The following is a 19,408-nucleotide window of genomic DNA, read 5'->3' as shown; positions in this document are numbered from 1 at the left end:
ACCCATGACGGTACTCACCCCAGCACTGCTCAACCGCATCCGCTCGCGCGCCGAACGCTATGACCGCGAGAACATCTTCTTCACCGAAGACCTGCAAGAGTTGCGTGCCGTCGGCTACCTCAAGCCGCGCAGTCTGCGTGAGCTGTCGGATGACCAGCGCCTGCTTGCCGCGTACGCTCCGGCCACGGCGCTCGCCATCAACATGCACCTCGTCTGGATCGGCGTCGCCTGGGCTCTGCGCGAGCGCGGCGACTCGAGCCTCGACTGGTTGTTGGCGGATGCCGAAGCTGGCGAAGTCTTCGCCTTCGGCTTGAGCGAACCCGGCAACGATCTCGTCATGTGGGACTCGCTCACCACCGCCGAAACTGTCGAGGGCGGTTACGCGTTCACGGGCACCAAGATCTTCACCTCACTGTCTCCGGCGTGGACCCAGTTGGGCCTCTTCGGCAAGCACACCGCCGTCGATGGCACCGAAACCCTCGTGCATGGTTTCATCTCTCGCGACGAGCCCGGCTGGCGTTCGCTCGGCGACTGGGACACCCTCGGCATGCGCGCCACCCAAAGCCACACGACGGTGCTGGATGGCGCCTTCGTTCCCGCGAACCGGGTCGCCCGCGTGCTGCCCGTCGGCCCCAACGCCGATCCGTTCATCTTCGCTGTCTTCGCCAACTTCTTGCCGCTCATCGCGTCCGTCTATGCGGGGCTCGCCGACCGCGCCCTCGAACTCGGTGTCGAAGCGCTGCAGCAGCGCAGCTCGGCCATGAGCGGAGAGGCGTACTCCGAGCATCCAGATCTGCGCTGGCGCATGGCGGATGCCGCCCTTGCGCTCGATGCGATCGAACCCCAACTGCACAACATCGTCGATGACGTTGATGGGCTCGTGGATCACGGGGCTGGCTGGTTCCGCAAACTGACCGGTGTGAAGCACCGCAGCATCGAAACCGCACGCCACGTCGTCGACCAGGTGATGCGTTCAGCCGGGGGAGGAGCCTTCCGCAGCACGAGCGAACTCTCGCGCCTACAACGCGATGTGCTCGCCGGCATCTACCACCCCTCGAACCCGGAGTCGGTGTACAAGACCGTCGCTAGCGACCTGTTCGGTAACTAGCCAGCGCTGCCCCAGATGCTCACCCAGCCGAGGAGGGCGAGAACAACCACGACACCACCCAATGCGATTGCAATGAGCGGTCGCTTGCCCAAAACCAAGTAATACAGCGCGGTAGCGATGGGGGCGCTCCACGCCCCGCCAGCGATCATGCCCAGGCCTAGGAATACGGGAGGGTCTGCGTGGACGGTCAGTCCCGCTGTGAGGACGACAACGCCCGGCACGATCCCGACGAGAGGGCTCACCGCGATAAGTAGAGCGATCAGGAGCGGTCGAGCGGGAACCCTCGCGCTCAGCCACAACCATGCCGGCACCCCGAACAGTGCCGCTACCGGGAGACCCACCGCACTCGCTTGAGCCAGGGTGTGCAGCATTCGCAGGGCAGTCGAGCCGTAGTAGGGACTTGCCGCGACTACGAACACGCTGCCGAGAGCAACAGCGACCGCAACGCAGCCCAGAAAGGCGGCCATGTCCTTGATGCGTCGGTGTGGGCGAGAGCCCACCGGGGTCGGAGCGCTGTCAAGGCGTTCTTCTGGAGTCGCTGTCATCAGTGGTCCCCATTCCCTCGAGCCACCCCGAAATGTGACTCGTTCTCACTCGAGGTTACAGCGAAGGAACCTGCTCGCGCGCCCCGAGCCTCAAGCTCACGTCGTCGTCGCGACGCTCATCGTCGTGATGGCTAACGAGCACCACGATCTTGTCGGCGAGAGCCGTGCGCAGGTCGGTGATGAGTTGCTCGGCGCTCGCGGCATCCAAGTGGGCGGTCGGTTCGTCGAGCAGCACGACATCCGCCCGGGTTAGCAGCGTGCGCGCAACAGCCAGGCGCTGACGCTCGCCGCCCGACAGGCTTTCGCCCGCCGAGCCGACGCGAGTGTCGAGGCCGCGGTCGAGCGAATCGAAGAGCGGGCCAAGACCCACTTGGCGCAGCACCGCAACGAGCTCCTGCTCGGTCGGCTGGTCGTCGTGCGCACGACCCAACAGCAGGTTCGCGCGAATCGTCGAATCGAAGAGGTGCGACTCCTGCGGGCACCACGTCACCGCCACGCGCAGTCGCTCGGGCGAGAGCTCTCGGGCATCCACCCCGTTGAGGCTCCACGAACCCGCGGCCGCCGGAAGATACCCGAGCAGCGCCGCTAACAGCGTCGACTTACCCGCGCCCGATGGACCCTCCACGACAAGCCACTCGCCGCGCTCCACCCGAGCGGTCGCGCCCGAGAACGCCAGCGTCGGGCTCGAAGGCCAGCGGATGCCGAGCTCGCTCAGTTCGAGAACGGTCACGTCACCGAGGGGCTGGTCTGCGCTCGCGGCTCCGGCCTGCGCGCGGTTGCCGCGGCGCTTTCCCGCCGCGCTACGTGCCGCAGCGTCGTCTGCCGAAGCTCGGCCTGAAACGCCACCGCCAGCACCATCCGCACGCTCAACCCCTGCGGTAACCCCGCGCACCTTCGCCAGCGCGGCGCTGAGCGCCGGCCACTGCTGCACGGAGTCGACGAAGGCGATGAGCGAGTCAACGAGCCCGATGGGGATGAGCACGAGCACGGCGACGATTCCGATGGGGAGGGTGCCGGCGATGACGGCGGGCGCGGCGACGGGCAGCATCGCGACGGCGGTCACCGAGCAGGCGAGTACGACGACGGCGTTGCCGATTCCGAGGGCGCGGGCGCTGCGGCGGGAGAGCGCGCCGGCTTCGGCGTCGATGCGATCGAGGCGGGCGAGCATCCGCCCACCAACACCGTTGGCGCGCAAGTCGGTGGCAGCACCGGTCATGGCGGCGAAGGCGCGCACGACGCGGGATTGCACCTCGGCGATGCCGTTGGCGGCCGAGCGGTCCACGATCACGGCGATGATGGGCGCCGCCACAAGCCCGACGGCGAGACCCGCGAGCAGCACGGGAACAGCGGGAGCGTGCAGCAGCCCGACGGCGATGAGGGCGGCGAGCGAGGTGCCGAGAGCAACAGCGGGAGGCAGCACCACGCGGGGAACGAGATCGCGAACCCGGTCGGATGCAGCAACGAGATAGTCGAGCGCGACCCCGCCATTCGCGAGAGCACGCGAGCCCAGAGCGAGAGCACCCAGACCGTTCCAGAGGGCAACCCGCAGCTCAATCACCGAGCCGAGCACAGCGCGGTGGGTGGCGAGGCGTTCGGCGTAGCGCAGTGCCGCACGACCGATTCCGAAGAACCGCACGCCCACAATGGCGACGAGCAAGAACATGATCGGCGGCTGCTCGCTGGCCCGTACAATCAACCAGCCCGAGAGGGCGGTGAGGGAGAGAGCGAAGAGGCTCGCGCCCGTGCCGAGAGCGATCGCTCCGACGAGGGTTCCGAGGGTGGGGCGCACAAACTCGAGCAGGCTGGCGAGAGTCGCGCGGGTGGTGCGGGGCGCGTCGAGAGCGTCAGCATCCACGTCGCCGCCCACGGTCAATGGATCAACGCGAGCTTCAACAGCGCGGGTTCCGCCCGAAGCGCCCACCTCCACAACCTGGTCGGCCAACGCGGCGATTCCCGACTCGTGCGAAGCAACGAGCACTGTCACGGGACGACCACGAAGCTCAGCAAGCGCTGCTTCCACACGCGCAGCGGATGCCGGATCCAAGTGTGCGGTCGGCTCATCGAGTAGCAACAGGGTGGCGCCCGCTTCGACGCGCAGCAGTCCGCGCGCGACGGCAATGCGGCGCAACTCGCCGGGGCTTACCTGGCGAGGGTCGGCATCCGCGACACCGGTGAGGCCGAGGTCGAGCAGCACCGACTTGATCGCTTTCTCGTCGCTGCTGTACAGGCGAAGTTCGTCGAGCACGGTGTCAGCAACGGTGTGCGGATGCTGCGGAACCCACGCCACGCGGGAAACGTCGATGCCCCACACACTGCCGCCGCTGGGCTCGCGATTGCCCGCGAGCACCTCGAGAACACTGGATTTTCCGCTGCCGCTTGGTCCGTCCAGAGCGGTGATGGTGCCGGGGGCGGCGCGAAAGCTGAGCTCGTCGACCGCGGGAACGGCACGACCCTCATACGCGATCGTGAGGTTCACGACCCGGAAACCACCAGCACTTTGGCGGTGCTCCCGAGCGCGCGGCGCATCGATGATCGCGCGGGCGCGGCGCAGAGCGGTGAGTCCATTCTCGGAGGAGTGGAACGCGGCACCCAACTCGCGGAAGGGTGCGAAACACTCGGGCGCGAGCACGAGAGCGATGAGGCCGACGGTGAGGGAGAGCTGACCATCCACGAGTCGAACGCCGACGAAAACGGCGACGACCGCAACCGAAATGGTCGCGATGAGTTCCAGAACGAGCGCGGAGAGGAAGGCGGTGCGCAAGGTTTCCATCGTCTTCGTGCGGTTCTCGACAGAAATCGCGCGCAACGCTTTCGACTGCTCGCCAACTCGACCTAGCCCGACAAGCACGGGCAGACCGCGGGCCAACTCGACCAAATGGTCGGAGAGACGTTCGAGGCTGGCGCTGGCGGCATCGGCTCGCTCGCGCGTGTGCCCGCCCACAAGAATCATGAATACCGGCACGAGCGGCACGGTCAGCACAATGATGAGCGCACTCACCCAGTCCACCGAGAGGATGCGCGCGCCAATCAGCAGCGGAACCGTTGCGGTCGTGACGATCGCCGGCAGCACCACGCGGAAGTAGTTGTCGAGCTCATCGAGCCCCACCGTGGCAATCGCGGTGCTTGCGCCCGGGCGAGCATCGGAACCGGTGAGTACTCGCTCCGCGAGTTCGTGGCGCAGAGACTCCTTGGCGCCTAACGCGGCGCGGGTCGCGAAACTTTCAGTAGCCCAGGCAGTAGCCGCGCGGAGAAGGCCGGCGGCGACACCCAGCACGATCGCGAACTGCCAGGCTGTGGCATCCGCTTCAATAACGCCGACGACGCCGCGAGCGACGGCCTCGGCCATGAGCACGAGGGCCAATCCCTTGAGGGACGACAGTAGCCCCAGCCCGAACAGTGTGTGCACACCGCCCGGGCCGAAGCCTGCTGCGAGTCGTTCGTGGAGTTTGGCTCTCATGCCCTCCATCGTGCCCTAGCTAGCTGAAGAAGCGGGGGCAACCGCGGGCTTTACAATGTGAGCCTCGGGGAGGTGGTGCTCGCTCAGACGGTTGCGGAACACCCAGTACGTCCAGCCTTGGTAGATGAAGACCAGCGGCAGTCCAAAGGCGGTCACGACACTCATCACGCCGAGGGTGTATTCGCCACTCGCCGCGTTGGAGATCGTCAGGTTGAACGCGGGGTCGATCGTCGACGGCAGCACTACGGGGTAGACCGCGGCGAAGATGGATGACGCTCCCGCGACCAAGAACGCTGCGATGCCCACAAAGGCCCAGCCTTCACGCCCGGCTCGCGCACTGATCCAACCGAAGACGACCGCGATCACCGCGACCACAACGAGCAACCACGTAATGAGGGTGCCGTTCTGGAACTGAATGATGAGTACCCAGGCCACGATCGGCAGCAGAGCAACGGGGCTCCAGCGCACGACGAAGTTGCGGGCACGAACGCGCACGTCGCCGTCGGTCTTGAGGCCGAGGAAGACGGAGGCGTGCACGAGAGCGAAACCGACAACGGCAAGGCCACCGAGCACGGCGTACGGAGTGAACCACGCGAAAGCACCGCCAACGCGGTCACCGTTCGCGTCGATCGGGAGGCCGGTGGTGGTTAGCGCGAGCGCCGCACCGATACCGAAAGCGGAACCGAGCGAGCCGAGCCCGAGAGCGCGATCCCACCACATGCGCCACTTGTCGGTGGAGCCCTTACCGCGGTATTCAATAGCAACCGCGCGGAAGATGAGGCTCACGAGCACAATCGTCAGCGGGATGTAGAGCGCCGAGAAGAGTGATGCATACCAAAACGGGAATGCTGCGAAGGTGGCGGCTCCGGCCGTGATGAGCCAGACCTCGTTGCCGTCCCAGACCGGGCCGATGGCATTGAGCATGAGGCGACGTTCGCGGTCTTTGCGGGTGCTGAAGAGCAACAGCATGCCGACACCGAGGTCGAAGCCTTCGAGAAGGAGGTAGCCGATCCACAAAGCGGCGATCGCGATAAACCAGAGTGTAGGAAGATCCATGAGTAGCTGCCCTTCTGCTTAGTAGGCGAACGCGAGAACGTCGTCGCGCTTGTCTGGTTTGTTGGGATCGTCAGGGTCGCTGCCGTCGTCTTCTGGATGCCCGAGCTGAGGCATTGCCGAGGCAACGCCACCGCGTACGTACTTGACCAGCAGCTTGATCTCGAAGACCATCAGGAAGGCATAGACGAGAGCAAGCGCGGCGAGCGAGAAGATGATCTCTTCGCCGCTGACGCCGGGGGAGACGGCGGCGGCGGTGAACATGTAGACACCGTCAATGCCACCGGGCGTCGGGTTGGGCACGACCACGAAAGGTTGGCGGCCCATCTCGGTGAAGACCCAGCCGGCGATGTTGGCGCCGAAGGGGGCTGCGATGCTGAGCAGCGCTGTTCCCATGAGGAACTTCGACTGCGGCACGGTGCCCTTGCGAACGATCCAGAGCGTAAGGGCTGCAAACCCTGCCGCGAGCATCCCGAAGCCGATCATGAGGCGGAAGCCCCAGTAGGTGACTTCCATGAGAGGGAGGTAGTCGATCTCCTGGCCGGCACGCTCGCCATACAGCGGGTCATCGGGGAGGTTGGTGCCGTACAACTCTTGGTACTGCGGGATGAGGGTGTTCACACCCTGAATTTCGGTATCGAAATCGCCGTGAGCGAGAAACGAGAGCAACCCCGGAATTTCAATAATGCCCACGACATCTTCACAGTCTTGGCCTCCGAGCGGACCAATCGAAAGCACTGAGAAGCTCGTGCCGTCGTGGCACGCGGCTTCAGCGGCTGCCATCTTCAGGGGCTGCTGTTCAAACATGAGCTTGGCCTGAAGGTCGCCGGTAATGGAGAGCGCACCGAACCCGAGGATCGCGATGACGGCACCGATGCGGATGCTCTTGATCCAGACGCTGTGGTCCTTGCGGTCGCGGCCGGGGATGCTGAGGTTTTCGCCGACGACGACACGACCCGTGGCATCCACCGTGTCGATTCCGTCGCGACGGCGCTGCCAGAGCTGGTACCAGGAGATGCCGACGACGAAGCCAGCACCGACGGCGATAGCGCCGGTGACCGTGTGAGAGAAAGCGGAGAGGGCGGTGTTGTTGGTGAGCACGGCCCAAATGTCGGTCATGACGGGGCGGCCATCGATGAGTTCAACACCAACCGGGTGCTGCATCCACGAGTTCGCCACGATGATGAAGAAGGCGGAAACGATCGAACCGGCAACAGCGATCCAGAGGGTTGCAAGGTGAAGCTTCTTGGGGAGACGGCTCCAGCCGAAGATCCAGAGGCCAAGGAAGACGGACTCGAAGAAGAAAGCGAGCAGGCCTTCCATCGCGAGCGGTGCGCCGAAGACGTCACCAACGTAACGGGAATACTCGCTCCACGCCATGCCGAACTGGAACTCCTGAACGAGGCCCGTGGCCACACCCATGATGAAGTTGATGAGGTACAACTTGCCCCAGAACTTGGTCATGCGCAGCCACTTTTCGTCGCCGGTGCGCACCCACTGGGTTTGCATGAGCGCAACGATAGGGCCGAGACCCAACGTAAGCGGAACCATGATGAAGTGGTAAACGGTAGTAATTCCGAATTGCCATCTGGCGATCTCTAGGGGGTCCACTCCTGGCCTCTCTAATTGTGACGATTGCCCTCGTAACAGCAGCCAATGTTTTAGCTGGGTAAGTGCTGTATAACATTTCTACACCCTCGTAGAAGTTATTTCTACTTAGGGTAGAATTCGTTTATGAATTCGCTTGGTGAACTCGAACGCAGTGTCATGGACCTGCTGTGGGCGAGCGCCGAAAGTCTCTCAGCCTACGATTTGCAGGCCGCTTTGGCGTCCCCTGAATCGTCGGGCCGCGAACTCGCCGCCACCACTATTCTCACGGTACTTTCTCGCCTTGAAAAGAAGAGTTATGTAGTGCGCGAGCGAGATGTGCGCCCGCACCGTTACCGCGCAGCATCGGTTCGTGCTGAACATATGGCCGACCTCATGCACGAAGTCTTGGGCGGGGCCAACGATCGCACCGCTGTTCTTGAGCGTTTCGTCGGGCAAGTCTCCAACGAAGAAGCTGAGACCCTCCGCCGTATTCTCGCCGGGCGCTAACGGTGGTAGCCGCGGCGATCACGCTCGGAGTCATCGCCATCCTCTTGGCTTGGCCTGTGCCGGTGATCCTTCCCGGTGCGCGGTGGGCCTACCGTCGCCCCGCACTCGGACTGCTGGTGTGGCAACTTGTGGCCCTCATCGGTGGCTTCAGCATGATTGGTTCTCTCGTGCTGCTCGGTGCGGCCACCTTCGCCACCGATCTTCCGGATGCCGCAACCGGCATGTGGCGCTTCGTCACCCACAACGAACTCCCCGAAGGTTCGTCGGTGTGGTCGCTACTGGCACTCTCGGGAGCTCTCTTCCTCACCGCGCACCTGCTGCTCAATCTCCTCGTCACCGTCGTCTACGCGGAGCGTGAGCGAGCCCGCCACTCACAACTCATCACCCTCTTGAGCGAACCAATTGCTGGCCGCCCTGGTACGCGCCTCATCGACACTCCGGCCCCGGTCGCGTACTGCCTCCCGGGTGCGCTCACCTCCATCACCGTGTTGAGCGCCGGTCTGCTGCAGTTGCTCGACGAAGAAGAACTCCAGGCGGTGATCGAACACGAACGCGCCCATGTGCGATTGCGTCATGACATCGTGCTGATTTTCTTCACCGCGTGGAAAGTGTCGCTGCCCTGGCTGCCCACCGCCCGCAACGCCTCCCGCGAAGTCGCCCTCTTGCTCGAGATGCACGCCGACGACAACGCCCTGGTGCACGTGGGGCGGGGAAGCTTGGCTCGCGCCATCACGATCGTTTCTGAGGGAGGCGCGCTTCCCCGGCGCAGCGAACTCTCCTCAGCAATGCCCGAATCGACGCCTAAGGAGTTGCGCGCTCGACTGCTTCGTCTCGCCTAGAGCGACACAAGCTAGTCCGCCTTAATGACGACTAGATTGGCCCCCATTTGGGGTCTAGCGTTCAAGTAGAGAGAAAGCCTCAGGCTTTCGCTCACGCTACACAGTCGCATTAACCAGGCAGAGCTGAAAGCACGGGGGCAATTATGAACAGGAAAGTATTCGGGTGGGTAGTGGTTCTTCTGGCGAGCCTTACCGCCGCTGCGGCAGCCGCCGTCTGGCTGATCGTGGCCGGCACCGGGCTTGACGTAGCCGCGGGCATCCCGCCGCTTCCGACCCTGGTGTTGGGTCTTTCTGCTCTGCTGGCAATCGTTTCGAGCTTCGCGCTCATTCGGGCAGAGTTGCCACCTCACCGCTCCCACATGCGTGCGACGTACATCTCGCGTCGCACCGGAGCGGCCTAAGCTCGATGGCATGACAGTGCGCGCGCGGCGATCCTTGCTGCCTGCGCTCTGTGTCACGGCCGTGCTCGTCGTGCTGGCCGGATGCTCGGCCTCAGCTCCGCTAACAACTGAGCCCAGCGCCCCTCCCGCCGCTATCGCCTCGCCGGGCCTTTTCGCCGCGGGCGCCATCGCGGATTACCAGCTCGGCGGAGCGTACGAGCCCGACGCTGCCGTCACCGTCGTCGTGCGCGACGCCAGCGAAGAACCGCTCGCCGGCGCCTATTCCATTTGTTACCTCAACGGGTTCCAGTCGCAACCGGGGGAGTCGTGGCCGAGCGAGCTGCTGCTGCGCGATGCCGAAGGCGACCCGGTAATCGATGCGAACTGGCCGGATGAAACGCTGCTCGACATCCGTACCGCCAGCAATCGCGACGCTATCGCCGCGCGGATGGCGCCGCTGATTGAGGGCTGCGCAGGTAAGGGTTTCGCAGCAGTCGAGTTCGATAACCTCGACAGCTACACGCGCTCCGACGGGGTTCTTGAGCGCGAGCAGGCGGTAGCAATGGCCACGCTGTTCGTGCAGCTCGGCCACAGCAGCGGACTCGCGGTAGCCCAGAAGAATTCGGCCGAGCTGCTGGGGGAGGAGGCATCCGCCATCGGGTTCGACTTCGCGATCGCGGAGGAGTGCGACCAGTACTCAGAGTGCGGCGACTTTACCGGCTTTTATGGTGATGCCGTTATCGACATCGAGTACACCGATGAGCTGCGACGCCCGTTCAGCGAGGTGTGTGCGGATGCCGCGACACCGCCCATCACGATGCTGCGGGATCGCGATCTCACGTCGCCCGGCTCAGCCGAGTACACCTTCGAGCATTGCTGATGGTGCCTCGCGCTTTAGCTAGGCGGTGACCTTCGGCCCGCGCCTGAATGCGAGTGGCAGCGTGAGTAGGGAGATTGCGGCGGCTACCAAGATGGCGGGCGGGAAGCCGAATGCGGTCGCGAGGGTTCCGATGAGCACGGAGCCGAGCGCTGTTCCGAGATCGAAGCCGATGTTCCAAACGGCGCTAGCGGTGCCGTACTGCTTGCGTTGCACGGCGGCGAGCGAGATCACGAGGGTGAGGTTTTGCAGCCCGCCGTAGGCAATACCGACGAGGGTCATACCGACGAGGAACAACAGGATGCCGGTGGCGGCCGGATTCTGCACGGCTGCGGCAATCGCGAGCAGGCCCGCGACCGCGATGATGACGAGGGGCCACAGGAAGCGGTTGGCGCCGAAACGGTCAGAGAGCCCGCCAATGGCCCACCGGGTGACAGCGGCGCTCAGGGTGAGCAGAGCGAGAGAGCCTGCGGTTGCCGCTGCTGAGGAGCTCATTTGTGGCGCAAAGGTGATCAAGGCGCCGCCGGCAAGGGTGACGCCGCTCAGCAGCATCATGGGGCGCAGGAGCGTGACGGCGAGCATCCATCTGGCAGATTTGCCGCCGGGTGGGGGAGCGATTGGCGTCGCACCGGTGGCTGGTAGGGGTTCGCGCTCGGCTGCTTGCTCGCGCAAAATACGGGCCAGCCGGGGTGCCGAGCTGATACCGAGAAGGGGGAGCGCGCCGAGAGCGAAGACGGACCAGAAGCCAACGGTGTCGGCAAGGAGCGTCGCGGCTGGCACGAGCAGAATCTGCGGAATCGCGATTGAGGCACCGTAGATGCCGACCGCGGCGCCATGCTGGGTGCGATCGACGAGGTTCGCCACCACGGTCGACCCTGTGACAGTGAGGATGCCGAAGCCGACCCCGCGCACCGCTGAAATCGCGAGAATCCACGCCAGCTGATCAGAGACAAGCAGCAGCAGTGGCGGAACTCCGAGCAGCGCGAGCCCCGCAGCCAGCACTCGCCCTGTGCCCAATCGCGCCAGAAGGCGAGGCACGAAGGGCTGCGTCATCACGGTAACGAGCAGGAGGATTCCGTTGACCCAACCCGAGCCGGCTTCGGTTGCTCCGCCCTGGATCGCCCACAACGGAGCGACAGGAATGAGAACAACGAACCCGCCGAACCCTGCCGCCGTCAACACCAGCAGCGCGGGCATCCCGGGTGCGCGCCACACAGGCGGCGGAGTTGCGAGAGAAGGTTGAGTCACGGTGTTCAACCCTATGCCCCGCCGGGTGCTAGCTGACGAACGTCAGAAGCTAGACCCGGCGGGGACAGAGAACTCGCGCGGCAACCCACCACAACCTGCGGCGCGAGTGGCCTAATTATTTGGCAGCAGGCTTCTTGGCCGCGGGCTTCTTCGGTGCGGCTTTCGCGGATCCTGTGCGAGTCGTGCTTGCGATCGTGGCTTTCGCCGGAGTGGCTTTCTTTGTCGCTGGTGTGGCCTTCGTGGCCGCAGCCGTGCGAGGGGCAGCGCGCTTAGCCGGAACCGCGGCGGCAGCACTCGGCGCGACGGCTCGGGGAGCCAAGCGCTGCAGCTGGGTGACGTGCTTGGGCTCGAGCTCTTCGATGCTGGTGACTTCCAGCAGTTTCATGGTGCGCACGATTTGGCTGGAGAGAATCTCGATCGTGCGATCGACGCCTTCGCGGCCTCCGGCCATGAGGCCATAGAGGTAGGCCCGGCCGATGAGGGTGAACCTAGCACCGAGCGCCATCGAAGCCACGACATCCGCACCGTTCATGATGCCGGTGTCGACCATCACTTCGACGTCGTTGCCGACCTCGCGGGCGACCTCGGGCAGCAGGTGGAAGGGGATGGGCGCACGGTCGAGCTGGCGGCCACCGTGGTTCGAGAGCAGGATGCCGTCAACGCCGAGGTCAGCAAGGCGCTTCGAATCTTCAAGGTTTTGCACTCCCTTGATGACGATCTTGCCCGGCCACATGGCGCGGATGACCTTGAGGTCCTCGTAGTTGATCGACGGATCCATCGCCGAATTGAGCAATTCGCCGACGGTGCGGCCGCCGGTCGAGGAGAGCGAGGCAAACTCCAGCGGGGGAGTCGTGAGGAAGTCGAACCACCACCACGGGCGGGGGATCGCATTAGCGATCGTGCCGAGCGTTAGCTGCGGCGGGATCGAGAATCCGTTGCGAGTGTCCCGAAGACGGGCGCCGGCGATGGGGGTGTCGACGGTGAACATGAGGGTGTCGTAGCCGGCAGCAGCCGCACGTTCGACGAGTCCGTACGAGATTTCGCGCTCGCGCATGACGTACAGCTGGAACCAGTTGCGACCGTTCGGGTTCGCGGCCTTCACATCTTCAATGGATGTCGTGCCGAGCGTCGAGAGGGTGAACGGAATGCCCGCTGCCGCTGCTGCGCCCGCGCCAGCAATCTCGCCTTCGGTTTGCATGAGGCGCGTGAATCCCGTTGGCGCAATACCGAAGGGCATCGCGGAGGTGCCACCGAGAATCTGGGTCGTGGTCGAGACGTTCGAGGCGTCACGAAGGATCGACGGGTGAAACTCGATGTCTTCGAAGGCCTGGCGCGCACGGCTCAGCGAGATTTCGCCTTCGGCCGAGCCATCCGTGTAGTCGTAGGCGGCCTTGGGGGTGCGGCGCTTGGCGATGGCTTTGAGGTCGTAGATCGTGAGCGCGCTGTCGAGGCGACGCTTCTTGCCGTTGAGCTCGGGTGCCTTGAACTTCATGAGCTTCGCGAGCTCTACGGGGTTCGGAAATTGACGCTTAACCATGGTCTGCCTTAGTTGTTGGTGTCGAGGTTGGTGTCGGTGTCGAGGTGGGTGAGGAGGCGATCGCGCGCCCCCAGAATGTGGTCGCGGGTAAGGCGTTCTGCCGTTGCGACATCCCCGGCGGTGATGGCATCGAGGATGCCCTGGTGTTGTTCGGCCACCTCGTGGGCGGTGATGAGTTGGGCGGATTGAACCTGCCCAATGCACAACTCGACTTCGCCCATGAGCAGTTCGTGCAGGCGGGTGAGGCGGGGGCTGGGCTGACCGGCGACGAGCGCGCGGTGAAATTGGATGTCGTGGTGCGCGAAATCTTCGGTGGCGGTGAGCGCGCGGTGAGCTGCCAGCGCCGCCGCCGGTATCGCGCCGGCTTCGGCTAGCGCCACCATCGCTGCCGTCTCGACCACAGCACGAGTGTCGAAGAGGTCGAGCACGTCGTCATAGCTGAGCTCGGGCACGCGCGCGGCGCGGTGCGCTTCGCGGCGCAGGATGCCGTCGGCAACCAGGCGATCGATCGCGATGCGCGCGGTGGGGCGGGCGACGCCGAAGCGGAGGGCGACGGCCGACTCGGTGATGGCAGAGCCGGGGGCATCGCGCTGAGCAATGATGTCGGCACGAAGTTTTTGGGCAACGGTTTCGGGAAGCACGGCGGCGTTCTCGATCATGGTTGCTCCTTCTGCGCTGACGGGGATTGTCAGACAATCTAACAGAATGTAAGACAAAGTGAAATAGGCCCCTGCTACATTGGCGCTGTATGTTTTCGTGCGCAACAAAGGAGATGGCATGACGAAGCAAGTGGCATGGGGAATTCTGGGCACCGGATGGATCGCTACCCTTCAAACCAGTGACCTGAACGAGCACGGCCACAAGGTCGTCGCGGTCGGATCACGCACTCAAGAATCGGCAGACAAGTTCGCTGCCGAATACGGCATCCCGACCGCTCACGGCAGCTACGAAGACCTCGTTGCTGACCCCAACGTCGACGCCATCTACGTTGCGACTCCCCACCCCTTCCACGAAGAGCACGCGCTGCTCGCGCTCAACGCCGGCAAGCACGTGCTCGTAGAGAAGGTCTTCACGATGAACGCGGCGCAGGCCGAGAACGTCGTGGCCCGGGCAAACGAACAGAAGCTTGTTGTGTTGGAAGCCATGTGGACCCGCTACCTGCCGCACATGGTGCGCATCCGTGAGCTCATCGCCGAGGGCGCGCTCGGAACGATTCGCAGCGTGATCGCGGACCACAACCAGAACCTGCCCAGCGATCCGCTGCACCGCATCAACAACCCGCTCTTGGGAGGTGGCGCGCTGCTCGACCTCGGCATCTACCCCGTGTCGTTCGCGTACGACATTCTGGGCGCACCCTCAAGCCTCGTGGCCGTGGCTACCAAGACCGGTACGGATGTCGACCGCCAGACCTCGATGATCTTCAGCTACGGCACCGAAGCTCAAGCAGTGCTGCAGACCACCCTCGACCTGCGCGGCCCCACGCGCGCCGTCATTGTGGGCACCGAAGGCCGCATCGAAATCGATGAGACCTTCTACGCCCCCACGACCTTCACTCGCTTCGACGGCGAGGGCAACCTCGTCGAAGAGTTCGACGGCAGCACCACGGGTCGCGGCATGCAGTTTCAGGCCGCCGAACTCGAGCGCCTCGTTGCCGCTGGCGAGCTCACCAACGACATCCTCTCGCCGAGCGAGAGCATCGAGATCATGCACACGCTCGATGAGATTCGTCGCCAGATCGGGCTCACGTACCCGATGCTTGACGAGGGCTAGCCAGTACTAGCCCGGGTCGCGAGAGCGAACGCGGGTTAAACGACACAGCGCTGGCCACCGAGGAATCGGAGGCCGGCGCTGTTGCGTTAAGCGCACGCGAGTGCGCGGTGCATGCCGCGGGTAACTCCGGCGTGCACCGCGTGCAGCGGGCTAGCGCGAACGCGGCAGGTACTGCTTCGGCGAAAACGCGGCAGCTACGAGGCTGCGCAAGCTCTCGAGCGAACCCTCGACGAACCCCTGGGCGCGCGCCTGAACGAGCACGTTGCCGATGGCCGTGGCCTCCACGGGGCCGGCGAGCACCGGCATTCCGCTGCGGTCCGCGATCAGCTGGCAGAGCAACTCGTTCTGCGAGCCGCCGCCGACGATATGGATGACCGACACCGACTTTCCGGAGAGTTCTGAGGCCGTGCGTACAGCATCCACGAAAGCAACGCTGAGGCTTTCAATGATGCTGCGCACAAACTCCACGCGCGACTGCGGCGTGGGCAGGTCGTGCTCGGTGCACCAGGCGGCTATGCGCTCGGGCATGCCGTCAGGGGCGAGAAAGCGGGCATCGTTCGCGTCAAAGATCGGCACTGCCGTGGTGAGAGCGGATGCCGCAGCGAGCAGGTCAAGAAGGTCAACGCTGGCGTCATCCTTCTGCCATTCGCGCACGCATTCGCTCAGCAACCACAGGCCCATGACGTTGTGCAGGTAGCGCACCCGCCCATCGACGCCGCTCTCGTTGGTGAAATTGGCGGCGAGGCTTGCTTCGGTGAGCACGGGGGAGTTGAGTTCGATGCCCACGAGCCCCCAGGTGCCACAGGAGATGTACGCGAAGTCGTCGCTCGTTGCCGGAACCGCGACGACAGCGGATGCCGTGTCATGCGATCCGACGGCGACCACGTCGGCACGGATGCCGAGCTCGTCGCGCACCGGCCCGAGGTGGGTGCCGGGGGTAACCAGCTCGGGGAAGAGGCCCCGGGAGAACCCGAGTTTCTCGATGAGTGCGTCATCCCACTGTCCGGTCGCAATGTTGAGCAATCCCGTTGTCGATGCGTTTGTCTGTTCAGCAACCTGACGCCCTGTCAGCCAGTAGTTGATGAGGTCGGGCACCAGCAGGAAGCCGTCGGCGTCGGCGAGATTCTCTTCGGCGGCGAACTGATACAGCGTATTGATGGCGAGAAATTGGAGCCCGTTTGAGGCATAGAGCTCGGCGTGACCGGCAATCGCGTGCACGCGCTCTATGCCAACAGCGGTGCGTTCGTCGCGGTAGTGGAACGGGGGAGCAATCATTTGCCCGCCCGCCATCAGCGCGTAATCGACCGCCCACGAGTCGACGCCGATGCTCGACAGTTGTGGCTCATCACTAACAGCAGCAGCAAGCCCGGTAAGTACGCTCGAATAGAGCGCATCGATGTCCCAGTGCAGGCCGTCCGTGCGGCGCACAGGACCATTAGGAAAGCGCGCTACCGGGCGAACAGCGAGCTCGTTGTGACCCACCTGGCCGAGCATGACTCGGCCACTGGTCGCACCGAGATCAACCGCAGCTACTACCCCGGCGTTCATCGGAGGAAGGCCGCCGCAACACCAGCATCGACGGGAATGTGAAGACCGGTGGTGTGGCTGAGATCAGGGCCCGTGAGCACCGATACGGCATTGGCAACGTTCTCCGGCAGAACCTCACGTTTGAGGATCGTGCGCTGGGCGTAGAACTTGCCGAGGTCTTCTTCTTCAACGCCATAGGTCTTGGCGCGGTTGGCGCCCCAGCCGGACGAGAAGATTCCCGAACCACGCACAACGCCGTCGGGGTTGATGCCATTGACCTTCACGCCGTGTTCGCCCAGTTCCACCGCCAGCAGTCGAACCTGATGAGCCTGGTCAGCTTTCGACGCCGAATACGCAATGTTGTTTGGCCCAGCGAAGACCGCGTTCTTTGACGAGATGTAGATCACGTCGCCGCCCATGGCCTGCTCAATGAGAACGGGCGCGGTGGCCTTCGAGACCAAGAACGAACCCTTGGCCATGATGTCGTGCTGGAAGTCCCAATCCTTTTCCGTGGTCTCCAGCAGCGACTTCGAGAGCGAAACACCTGCATTGTTCACGACGATGTCGATACCGCCGAAAGCGAGCACGGCATCCTGCACCATGCGCTCAATTGCCTCAGCATCGGTCACGTTGACCTTGAGCCCGATCGCGACATCCGTGTTGCCGATTTCGGACGCCGCGGCCTGAGCCTTCTCGAGGTCGAGGTCAGCGATGATCACGCAGGCGCCATCCGCAGCTAGGCGGGTAGCAATCGCCTTGCCGATGCCGGATGCTGCGCCAGTCACGAGAGCGATGCGCGTCGCGTGCGACTTGGGTTTCGGCATCCGCTGCAGCTTGGCTTCTTCGAGTGCCCAGTATTCGATGTTGAACTTCTCGGCATCGCTGATCGGAGCGTAAGTTGAGATTGCTTCGGCGCCGCGCATCACGTTGATGGCGTTGACGTAGAACTCGCCAGCAACGCGGGCGGTCTGCTTGTTCGCTCCGTAGCTGAACATTCCGACGCCGGGCACGAGAACGATGAGCGGGTCAGCGCCGCGAATCGCGGGGGAGTCGTCGGTCGCAAACTTGTCGTAGTAGGCGGTGTAGTCCTTGCGGTACTCCTCGTGGAGTTCCTTCAGGCGCTCGATGCTCTTCTCGATCGAGGCGTTGGCGGGCAGGTCGAGCAACAGCGGCTTGACCTTGGTGCGCAAGAAGTGGTCGGGGCAGCTTGTGCCGAGCGCCGCGAGCTTGGGGGCGTTGGCGCTGCTGAGAAACTCGAGCACGCGCGCGTCGTCAGTGAAGTGGCCGACCATCGGCTTGTCGTGTGAGGCGACGCCGCGGATAGTGGCGGCGAGTGCGGCAGCTTTTGTGCGGCGTTCATCTTCGGCAAGCGGAGCGTTGGCGGCGACGGGAGCGCCGAACGGGGATTCTGAGCCTTCTGCATCGATGTAGGCCTGTGCCGTATCGATTATCCAGCGACTGTTCTCTTCGCACTTGGCGGAGGTGTCTCCCCAGGCGGTAATACCGTGGCCGCCGAGGATGCAGCCGATAGCGTCGGGGTTCTTTTGTTTGATGGCCGCGATGTCGAGCCCAAGCTGGAACCCCGGGCGGCGCCAATCAACCCACACAACGCTGCCGCCGAAGATCGTCTCGGTCAGTTTTTCGCCGTCTTTGGCCGTGGCGATTGCAATTCCGGCATCGGGGTGGAGGTGGTCTACATGGGGCGCATCAACGAGCGAGTGCATGGCGGTGTCGATGGAGGGCGCTGCGCCTCCAGAGCCGTGGAGGCAGTACGCGAAGGCGTCAACCATCTCGTCTTCGCGGTCGAGGCCAGGGTAGATGTTTTCGAGGGCGCGGATGCGGTCGAGACGTAGAACGGCGAGGCCCGACTCTGTCAATGTGCCGAGGTCGCCACCTGAGCCCTTAACCCACAGAAGTTCAACCGGTTCGCCCGTAACGGGGTCGATGTCGGTGCCCTTGGCAGAGGTATTGCCGCCAGCATAGTTGGTGATCTTGGGGTCGCTGCCTAAAGCGTTGCTTCGAGCAACAAGTTCGGCCACGGTCGAGTTCTTCATCGAGCTCCTGACTCTGCGTCTGTGAAGGGGTCTGATCGACGATGATACGCCGCGTGTGAGCAATTGTGAAATATAACAAGAAATAACACAAGAAGTCACAAGGATGTTATGGGCGGCTACCGCAACTCAACATAGTTGCGAAATTCGTCGAGCCGTCCGTCGGTGGGAGCAAGCTCGGTGATGAGTACAGTGATCTGCGACAGCTCTAGGGCCGCTGCTGTGGCTTCCTGGTCGAGCTTGGATGAGTCGACACAGAGCACGATCTCTTTCGACACTTTGGCGAAGACTTGTTTCATCTGTGCCTCAGCAAGGGACACCTCAGTGGTGCCGGACTCGGCAACTACTGCGCTCGACGAGGCGAAGAATCGTGCGTACCGCAGTGATTGCGCGGTCTGCACAGCCAACGGGCCGACGAACGCGCCGGTTGATTCTTCGGTTTCGCCGCCAATGAGGATCGGAGTCACGCCAACCGTGCCGTTGATGGTCGTGTACGTCGGATAGGAGTTTGTGGCAACGATGAGGCCTGACCTCGGCCCCAACTTGCTCGCCATGATGCCAACAGTCGTTGAGGAGTCAAGAGCAATTGAACCGAATCGCGGCACAAAAGCGAGAGCCTTGTCGGCGATGATTTCCTTGGCACGGGAACGCACCGAACGTCGTTCTTCAAACGGGCGAGGGCGAAGTACTGAGATAGCACCGCCGCGAACCCGCCGCAGTAGCCCCTCGGACTCAAGGTCGGCGAGGTCTCGACGGATGGTCATGGCGGAGACCCCGAGCGAGTCGGCGGCATCAGCGAGGCGGATAACGCTCTCTTGCTCGAGGGCATCGAGTAGTTGCTTGCGTCGATCCTCGGATTCAGCACTGCCCGTAGTAGCCATTTTCACCCGTTCGTTTGTGGTACTAATTTGACTAAAGA

General features: G+C 63.8%; 16 protein-coding genes. 6 read left to right on the top strand and 10 right to left on the bottom strand.

The window, feature by feature from the left end; translation table 11 throughout:
- The first annotated feature begins 4 nt into the window (after positions 1-4).
- A complete protein-coding gene (locus I6E74_RS00485; protein ID WP_197121965.1) occupies positions 5-1,108 on the top strand; it encodes an acyl-CoA dehydrogenase family protein in 1,104 nt (367 codons plus the stop codon).
- On the opposite strand, the gene I6E74_RS00480 is transcribed toward I6E74_RS00485, so the two are convergent.
- The 4 genes from I6E74_RS00480 to I6E74_RS00465 are packed head-to-tail and all read right to left on the bottom strand — an operon-like array spanning position 1,105 to position 7,774.
- Complete coding sequence (locus tag I6E74_RS00480) at positions 1,105-1,653, bottom strand: hypothetical protein (RefSeq protein ID WP_197121963.1); 549 nt, start codon at positions 1,651-1,653, stop codon at positions 1,105-1,107. The two genes, I6E74_RS00485 and I6E74_RS00480, sit on opposite strands and share 4 nt — an antisense overlap.
- Positions 1,654-1,708: 55 nt before the next feature.
- Complete coding sequence (gene cydD, locus I6E74_RS00475; protein ID WP_197121961.1) at positions 1,709-5,110, bottom strand: thiol reductant ABC exporter subunit CydD; 3,402 nt, start codon at positions 5,108-5,110, stop codon at positions 1,709-1,711.
- Positions 5,111-5,125: 15 nt separating this feature from the next.
- Positions 5,126-6,166: a cytochrome d ubiquinol oxidase subunit II gene (cydB, locus tag I6E74_RS00470; RefSeq protein WP_197121958.1), complete on the bottom strand. Its 1,041-nt coding sequence runs from the start codon at positions 6,164-6,166 to the stop codon at positions 5,126-5,128.
- A gap of 18 nt (positions 6,167-6,184) precedes the next feature.
- Positions 6,185-7,774, bottom strand: coding sequence for a cytochrome ubiquinol oxidase subunit I (locus tag I6E74_RS00465; protein ID WP_197121956.1), 1,590 nt, complete (start codon positions 7,772-7,774; stop codon positions 6,185-6,187).
- A 123-nt stretch (positions 7,775-7,897) separates the two neighbouring features.
- Between I6E74_RS00465 and I6E74_RS00460 the strand changes: the two genes are divergently transcribed.
- From I6E74_RS00460 to I6E74_RS00445, 4 genes are all read left to right on the top strand, one after another.
- Complete coding sequence (locus tag I6E74_RS00460) at positions 7,898-8,260, top strand: BlaI/MecI/CopY family transcriptional regulator (RefSeq protein WP_197121954.1); 363 nt, start codon at positions 7,898-7,900, stop codon at positions 8,258-8,260.
- A 2-nt stretch (positions 8,261-8,262) separates the two neighbouring features.
- The gene (locus I6E74_RS00455; RefSeq protein WP_197121952.1) at positions 8,263-9,099 is read left to right on the top strand and encodes a M56 family metallopeptidase; all 837 of its coding nucleotides are present in this window, start codon (positions 8,263-8,265) and stop codon (positions 9,097-9,099) included.
- 143 nt (positions 9,100-9,242) lie between these two features.
- Positions 9,243-9,500 carry a hypothetical protein gene (locus I6E74_RS00450; RefSeq protein ID WP_197121950.1) on the top strand — a complete coding sequence of 86 codons (258 nt, stop codon included), beginning with the start codon at positions 9,243-9,245 and terminating at the stop codon, positions 9,498-9,500.
- 10 nt (positions 9,501-9,510) lie between these two features.
- Positions 9,511-10,359, top strand: a complete 849-nt coding sequence (locus tag I6E74_RS00445) for an endo alpha-1,4 polygalactosaminidase (protein WP_197121948.1) — start codon at positions 9,511-9,513, stop codon at positions 10,357-10,359.
- A gap of 18 nt (positions 10,360-10,377) precedes the next feature.
- Here I6E74_RS00445 and I6E74_RS00440 read toward each other — a convergent pair whose 3' ends face one another.
- The 3 genes from I6E74_RS00440 to I6E74_RS00430 all read right to left on the bottom strand — a co-directional run bounded on the left by I6E74_RS00440 (position 10,378) and on the right by I6E74_RS00430 (position 13,800).
- Entirely contained in the window at positions 10,378-11,604 is a 1,227-nt protein-coding gene (locus I6E74_RS00440) for an MFS transporter (protein WP_307784339.1), read from the bottom strand.
- Between the two features lie 115 nt (positions 11,605-11,719).
- Positions 11,720-13,141 carry an alpha-hydroxy acid oxidase gene (locus tag I6E74_RS00435; RefSeq protein WP_197121946.1) on the bottom strand — a complete coding sequence of 474 codons (1,422 nt, stop codon included), beginning with the start codon at positions 13,139-13,141 and terminating at the stop codon, positions 11,720-11,722.
- Between the two features lie 8 nt (positions 13,142-13,149).
- Complete coding sequence (locus I6E74_RS00430) at positions 13,150-13,800, bottom strand: GntR family transcriptional regulator (RefSeq protein WP_197121944.1); 651 nt, start codon at positions 13,798-13,800, stop codon at positions 13,150-13,152.
- Between the two features lie 118 nt (positions 13,801-13,918).
- On the opposite strand from I6E74_RS00430, the gene I6E74_RS00425 reads away from it, so the two are divergent.
- Positions 13,919-14,911 carry a Gfo/Idh/MocA family protein gene (locus tag I6E74_RS00425; protein ID WP_197121942.1) on the top strand — a complete coding sequence of 331 codons (993 nt, stop codon included), beginning with the start codon at positions 13,919-13,921 and terminating at the stop codon, positions 14,909-14,911.
- A 150-nt stretch (positions 14,912-15,061) separates the two neighbouring features.
- Here I6E74_RS00425 and I6E74_RS00420 read toward each other — a convergent pair whose 3' ends face one another.
- From I6E74_RS00420 to I6E74_RS00410, 3 genes are all read right to left on the bottom strand, one after another.
- Positions 15,062-16,459 carry a rhamnulokinase family protein gene (locus I6E74_RS00420; RefSeq protein ID WP_197121940.1) on the bottom strand — a complete coding sequence of 466 codons (1,398 nt, stop codon included), beginning with the start codon at positions 16,457-16,459 and terminating at the stop codon, positions 15,062-15,064.
- The gene (locus tag I6E74_RS00415) at positions 16,456-18,492 is read right to left on the bottom strand and encodes a bifunctional aldolase/short-chain dehydrogenase (protein ID WP_197121938.1); all 2,037 of its coding nucleotides are present in this window, start codon (positions 18,490-18,492) and stop codon (positions 16,456-16,458) included. Before I6E74_RS00415 ends, I6E74_RS00420 begins: the two co-directional genes overlap by 4 nt.
- 116 nt (positions 18,493-18,608) lie before the next feature.
- The gene (locus I6E74_RS00410) at positions 18,609-19,370 is read right to left on the bottom strand and encodes a DeoR/GlpR family DNA-binding transcription regulator (RefSeq protein ID WP_197121936.1); all 762 of its coding nucleotides are present in this window, start codon (positions 19,368-19,370) and stop codon (positions 18,609-18,611) included.
- Positions 19,371-19,408: the final 38 nt, after the last annotated feature.

Origin of the sequence: Salinibacterium sp. SWN139, from assembly GCF_015864625.1 — a bacterium.
Lineage (GTDB): Bacteria > Actinomycetota > Actinomycetes > Actinomycetales > Microbacteriaceae > Rhodoglobus.
This window is presented reverse-complemented; position numbering and strand designations above follow the sequence as displayed.

Coding starts and splice junctions, on each gene's coding strand:
- I6E74_RS00485 (WP_197121965.1), top strand. CDS start 5: ATGACGGTACTCACCCCAGCACTGCTCAACCGCATCCGCTCGCGCGCC.
- I6E74_RS00480 (WP_197121963.1), bottom strand. CDS start 1,653: ATGACAGCGACTCCAGAAGAACGCCTTGACAGCGCTCCGACCCCGGTG.
- cydD (WP_197121961.1), bottom strand. CDS start 5,110: ATGAGAGCCAAACTCCACGAACGACTCGCAGCAGGCTTCGGCCCGGGC.
- cydB (WP_197121958.1), bottom strand. CDS start 6,166: ATGGATCTTCCTACACTCTGGTTTATCGCGATCGCCGCTTTGTGGATC.
- I6E74_RS00460 (WP_197121954.1), top strand. CDS start 7,898: ATGAATTCGCTTGGTGAACTCGAACGCAGTGTCATGGACCTGCTGTGG.
- I6E74_RS00450 (WP_197121950.1), top strand. CDS start 9,243: ATGAACAGGAAAGTATTCGGGTGGGTAGTGGTTCTTCTGGCGAGCCTT.
- I6E74_RS00445 (WP_197121948.1), top strand. CDS start 9,511: ATGACAGTGCGCGCGCGGCGATCCTTGCTGCCTGCGCTCTGTGTCACG.
- I6E74_RS00435 (WP_197121946.1), bottom strand. CDS start 13,141: ATGGTTAAGCGTCAATTTCCGAACCCCGTAGAGCTCGCGAAGCTCATG.
- I6E74_RS00430 (WP_197121944.1), bottom strand. CDS start 13,800: ATGATCGAGAACGCCGCCGTGCTTCCCGAAACCGTTGCCCAAAAACTT.
- I6E74_RS00425 (WP_197121942.1), top strand. CDS start 13,919: ATGACGAAGCAAGTGGCATGGGGAATTCTGGGCACCGGATGGATCGCT.
- I6E74_RS00420 (WP_197121940.1), bottom strand. CDS start 16,459: ATGAACGCCGGGGTAGTAGCTGCGGTTGATCTCGGTGCGACCAGTGGC.
- I6E74_RS00415 (WP_197121938.1), bottom strand. CDS start 18,492: ATGAAGAACTCGACCGTGGCCGAACTTGTTGCTCGAAGCAACGCTTTA.
- I6E74_RS00410 (WP_197121936.1), bottom strand. CDS start 19,370: ATGGCTACTACGGGCAGTGCTGAATCCGAGGATCGACGCAAGCAACTA.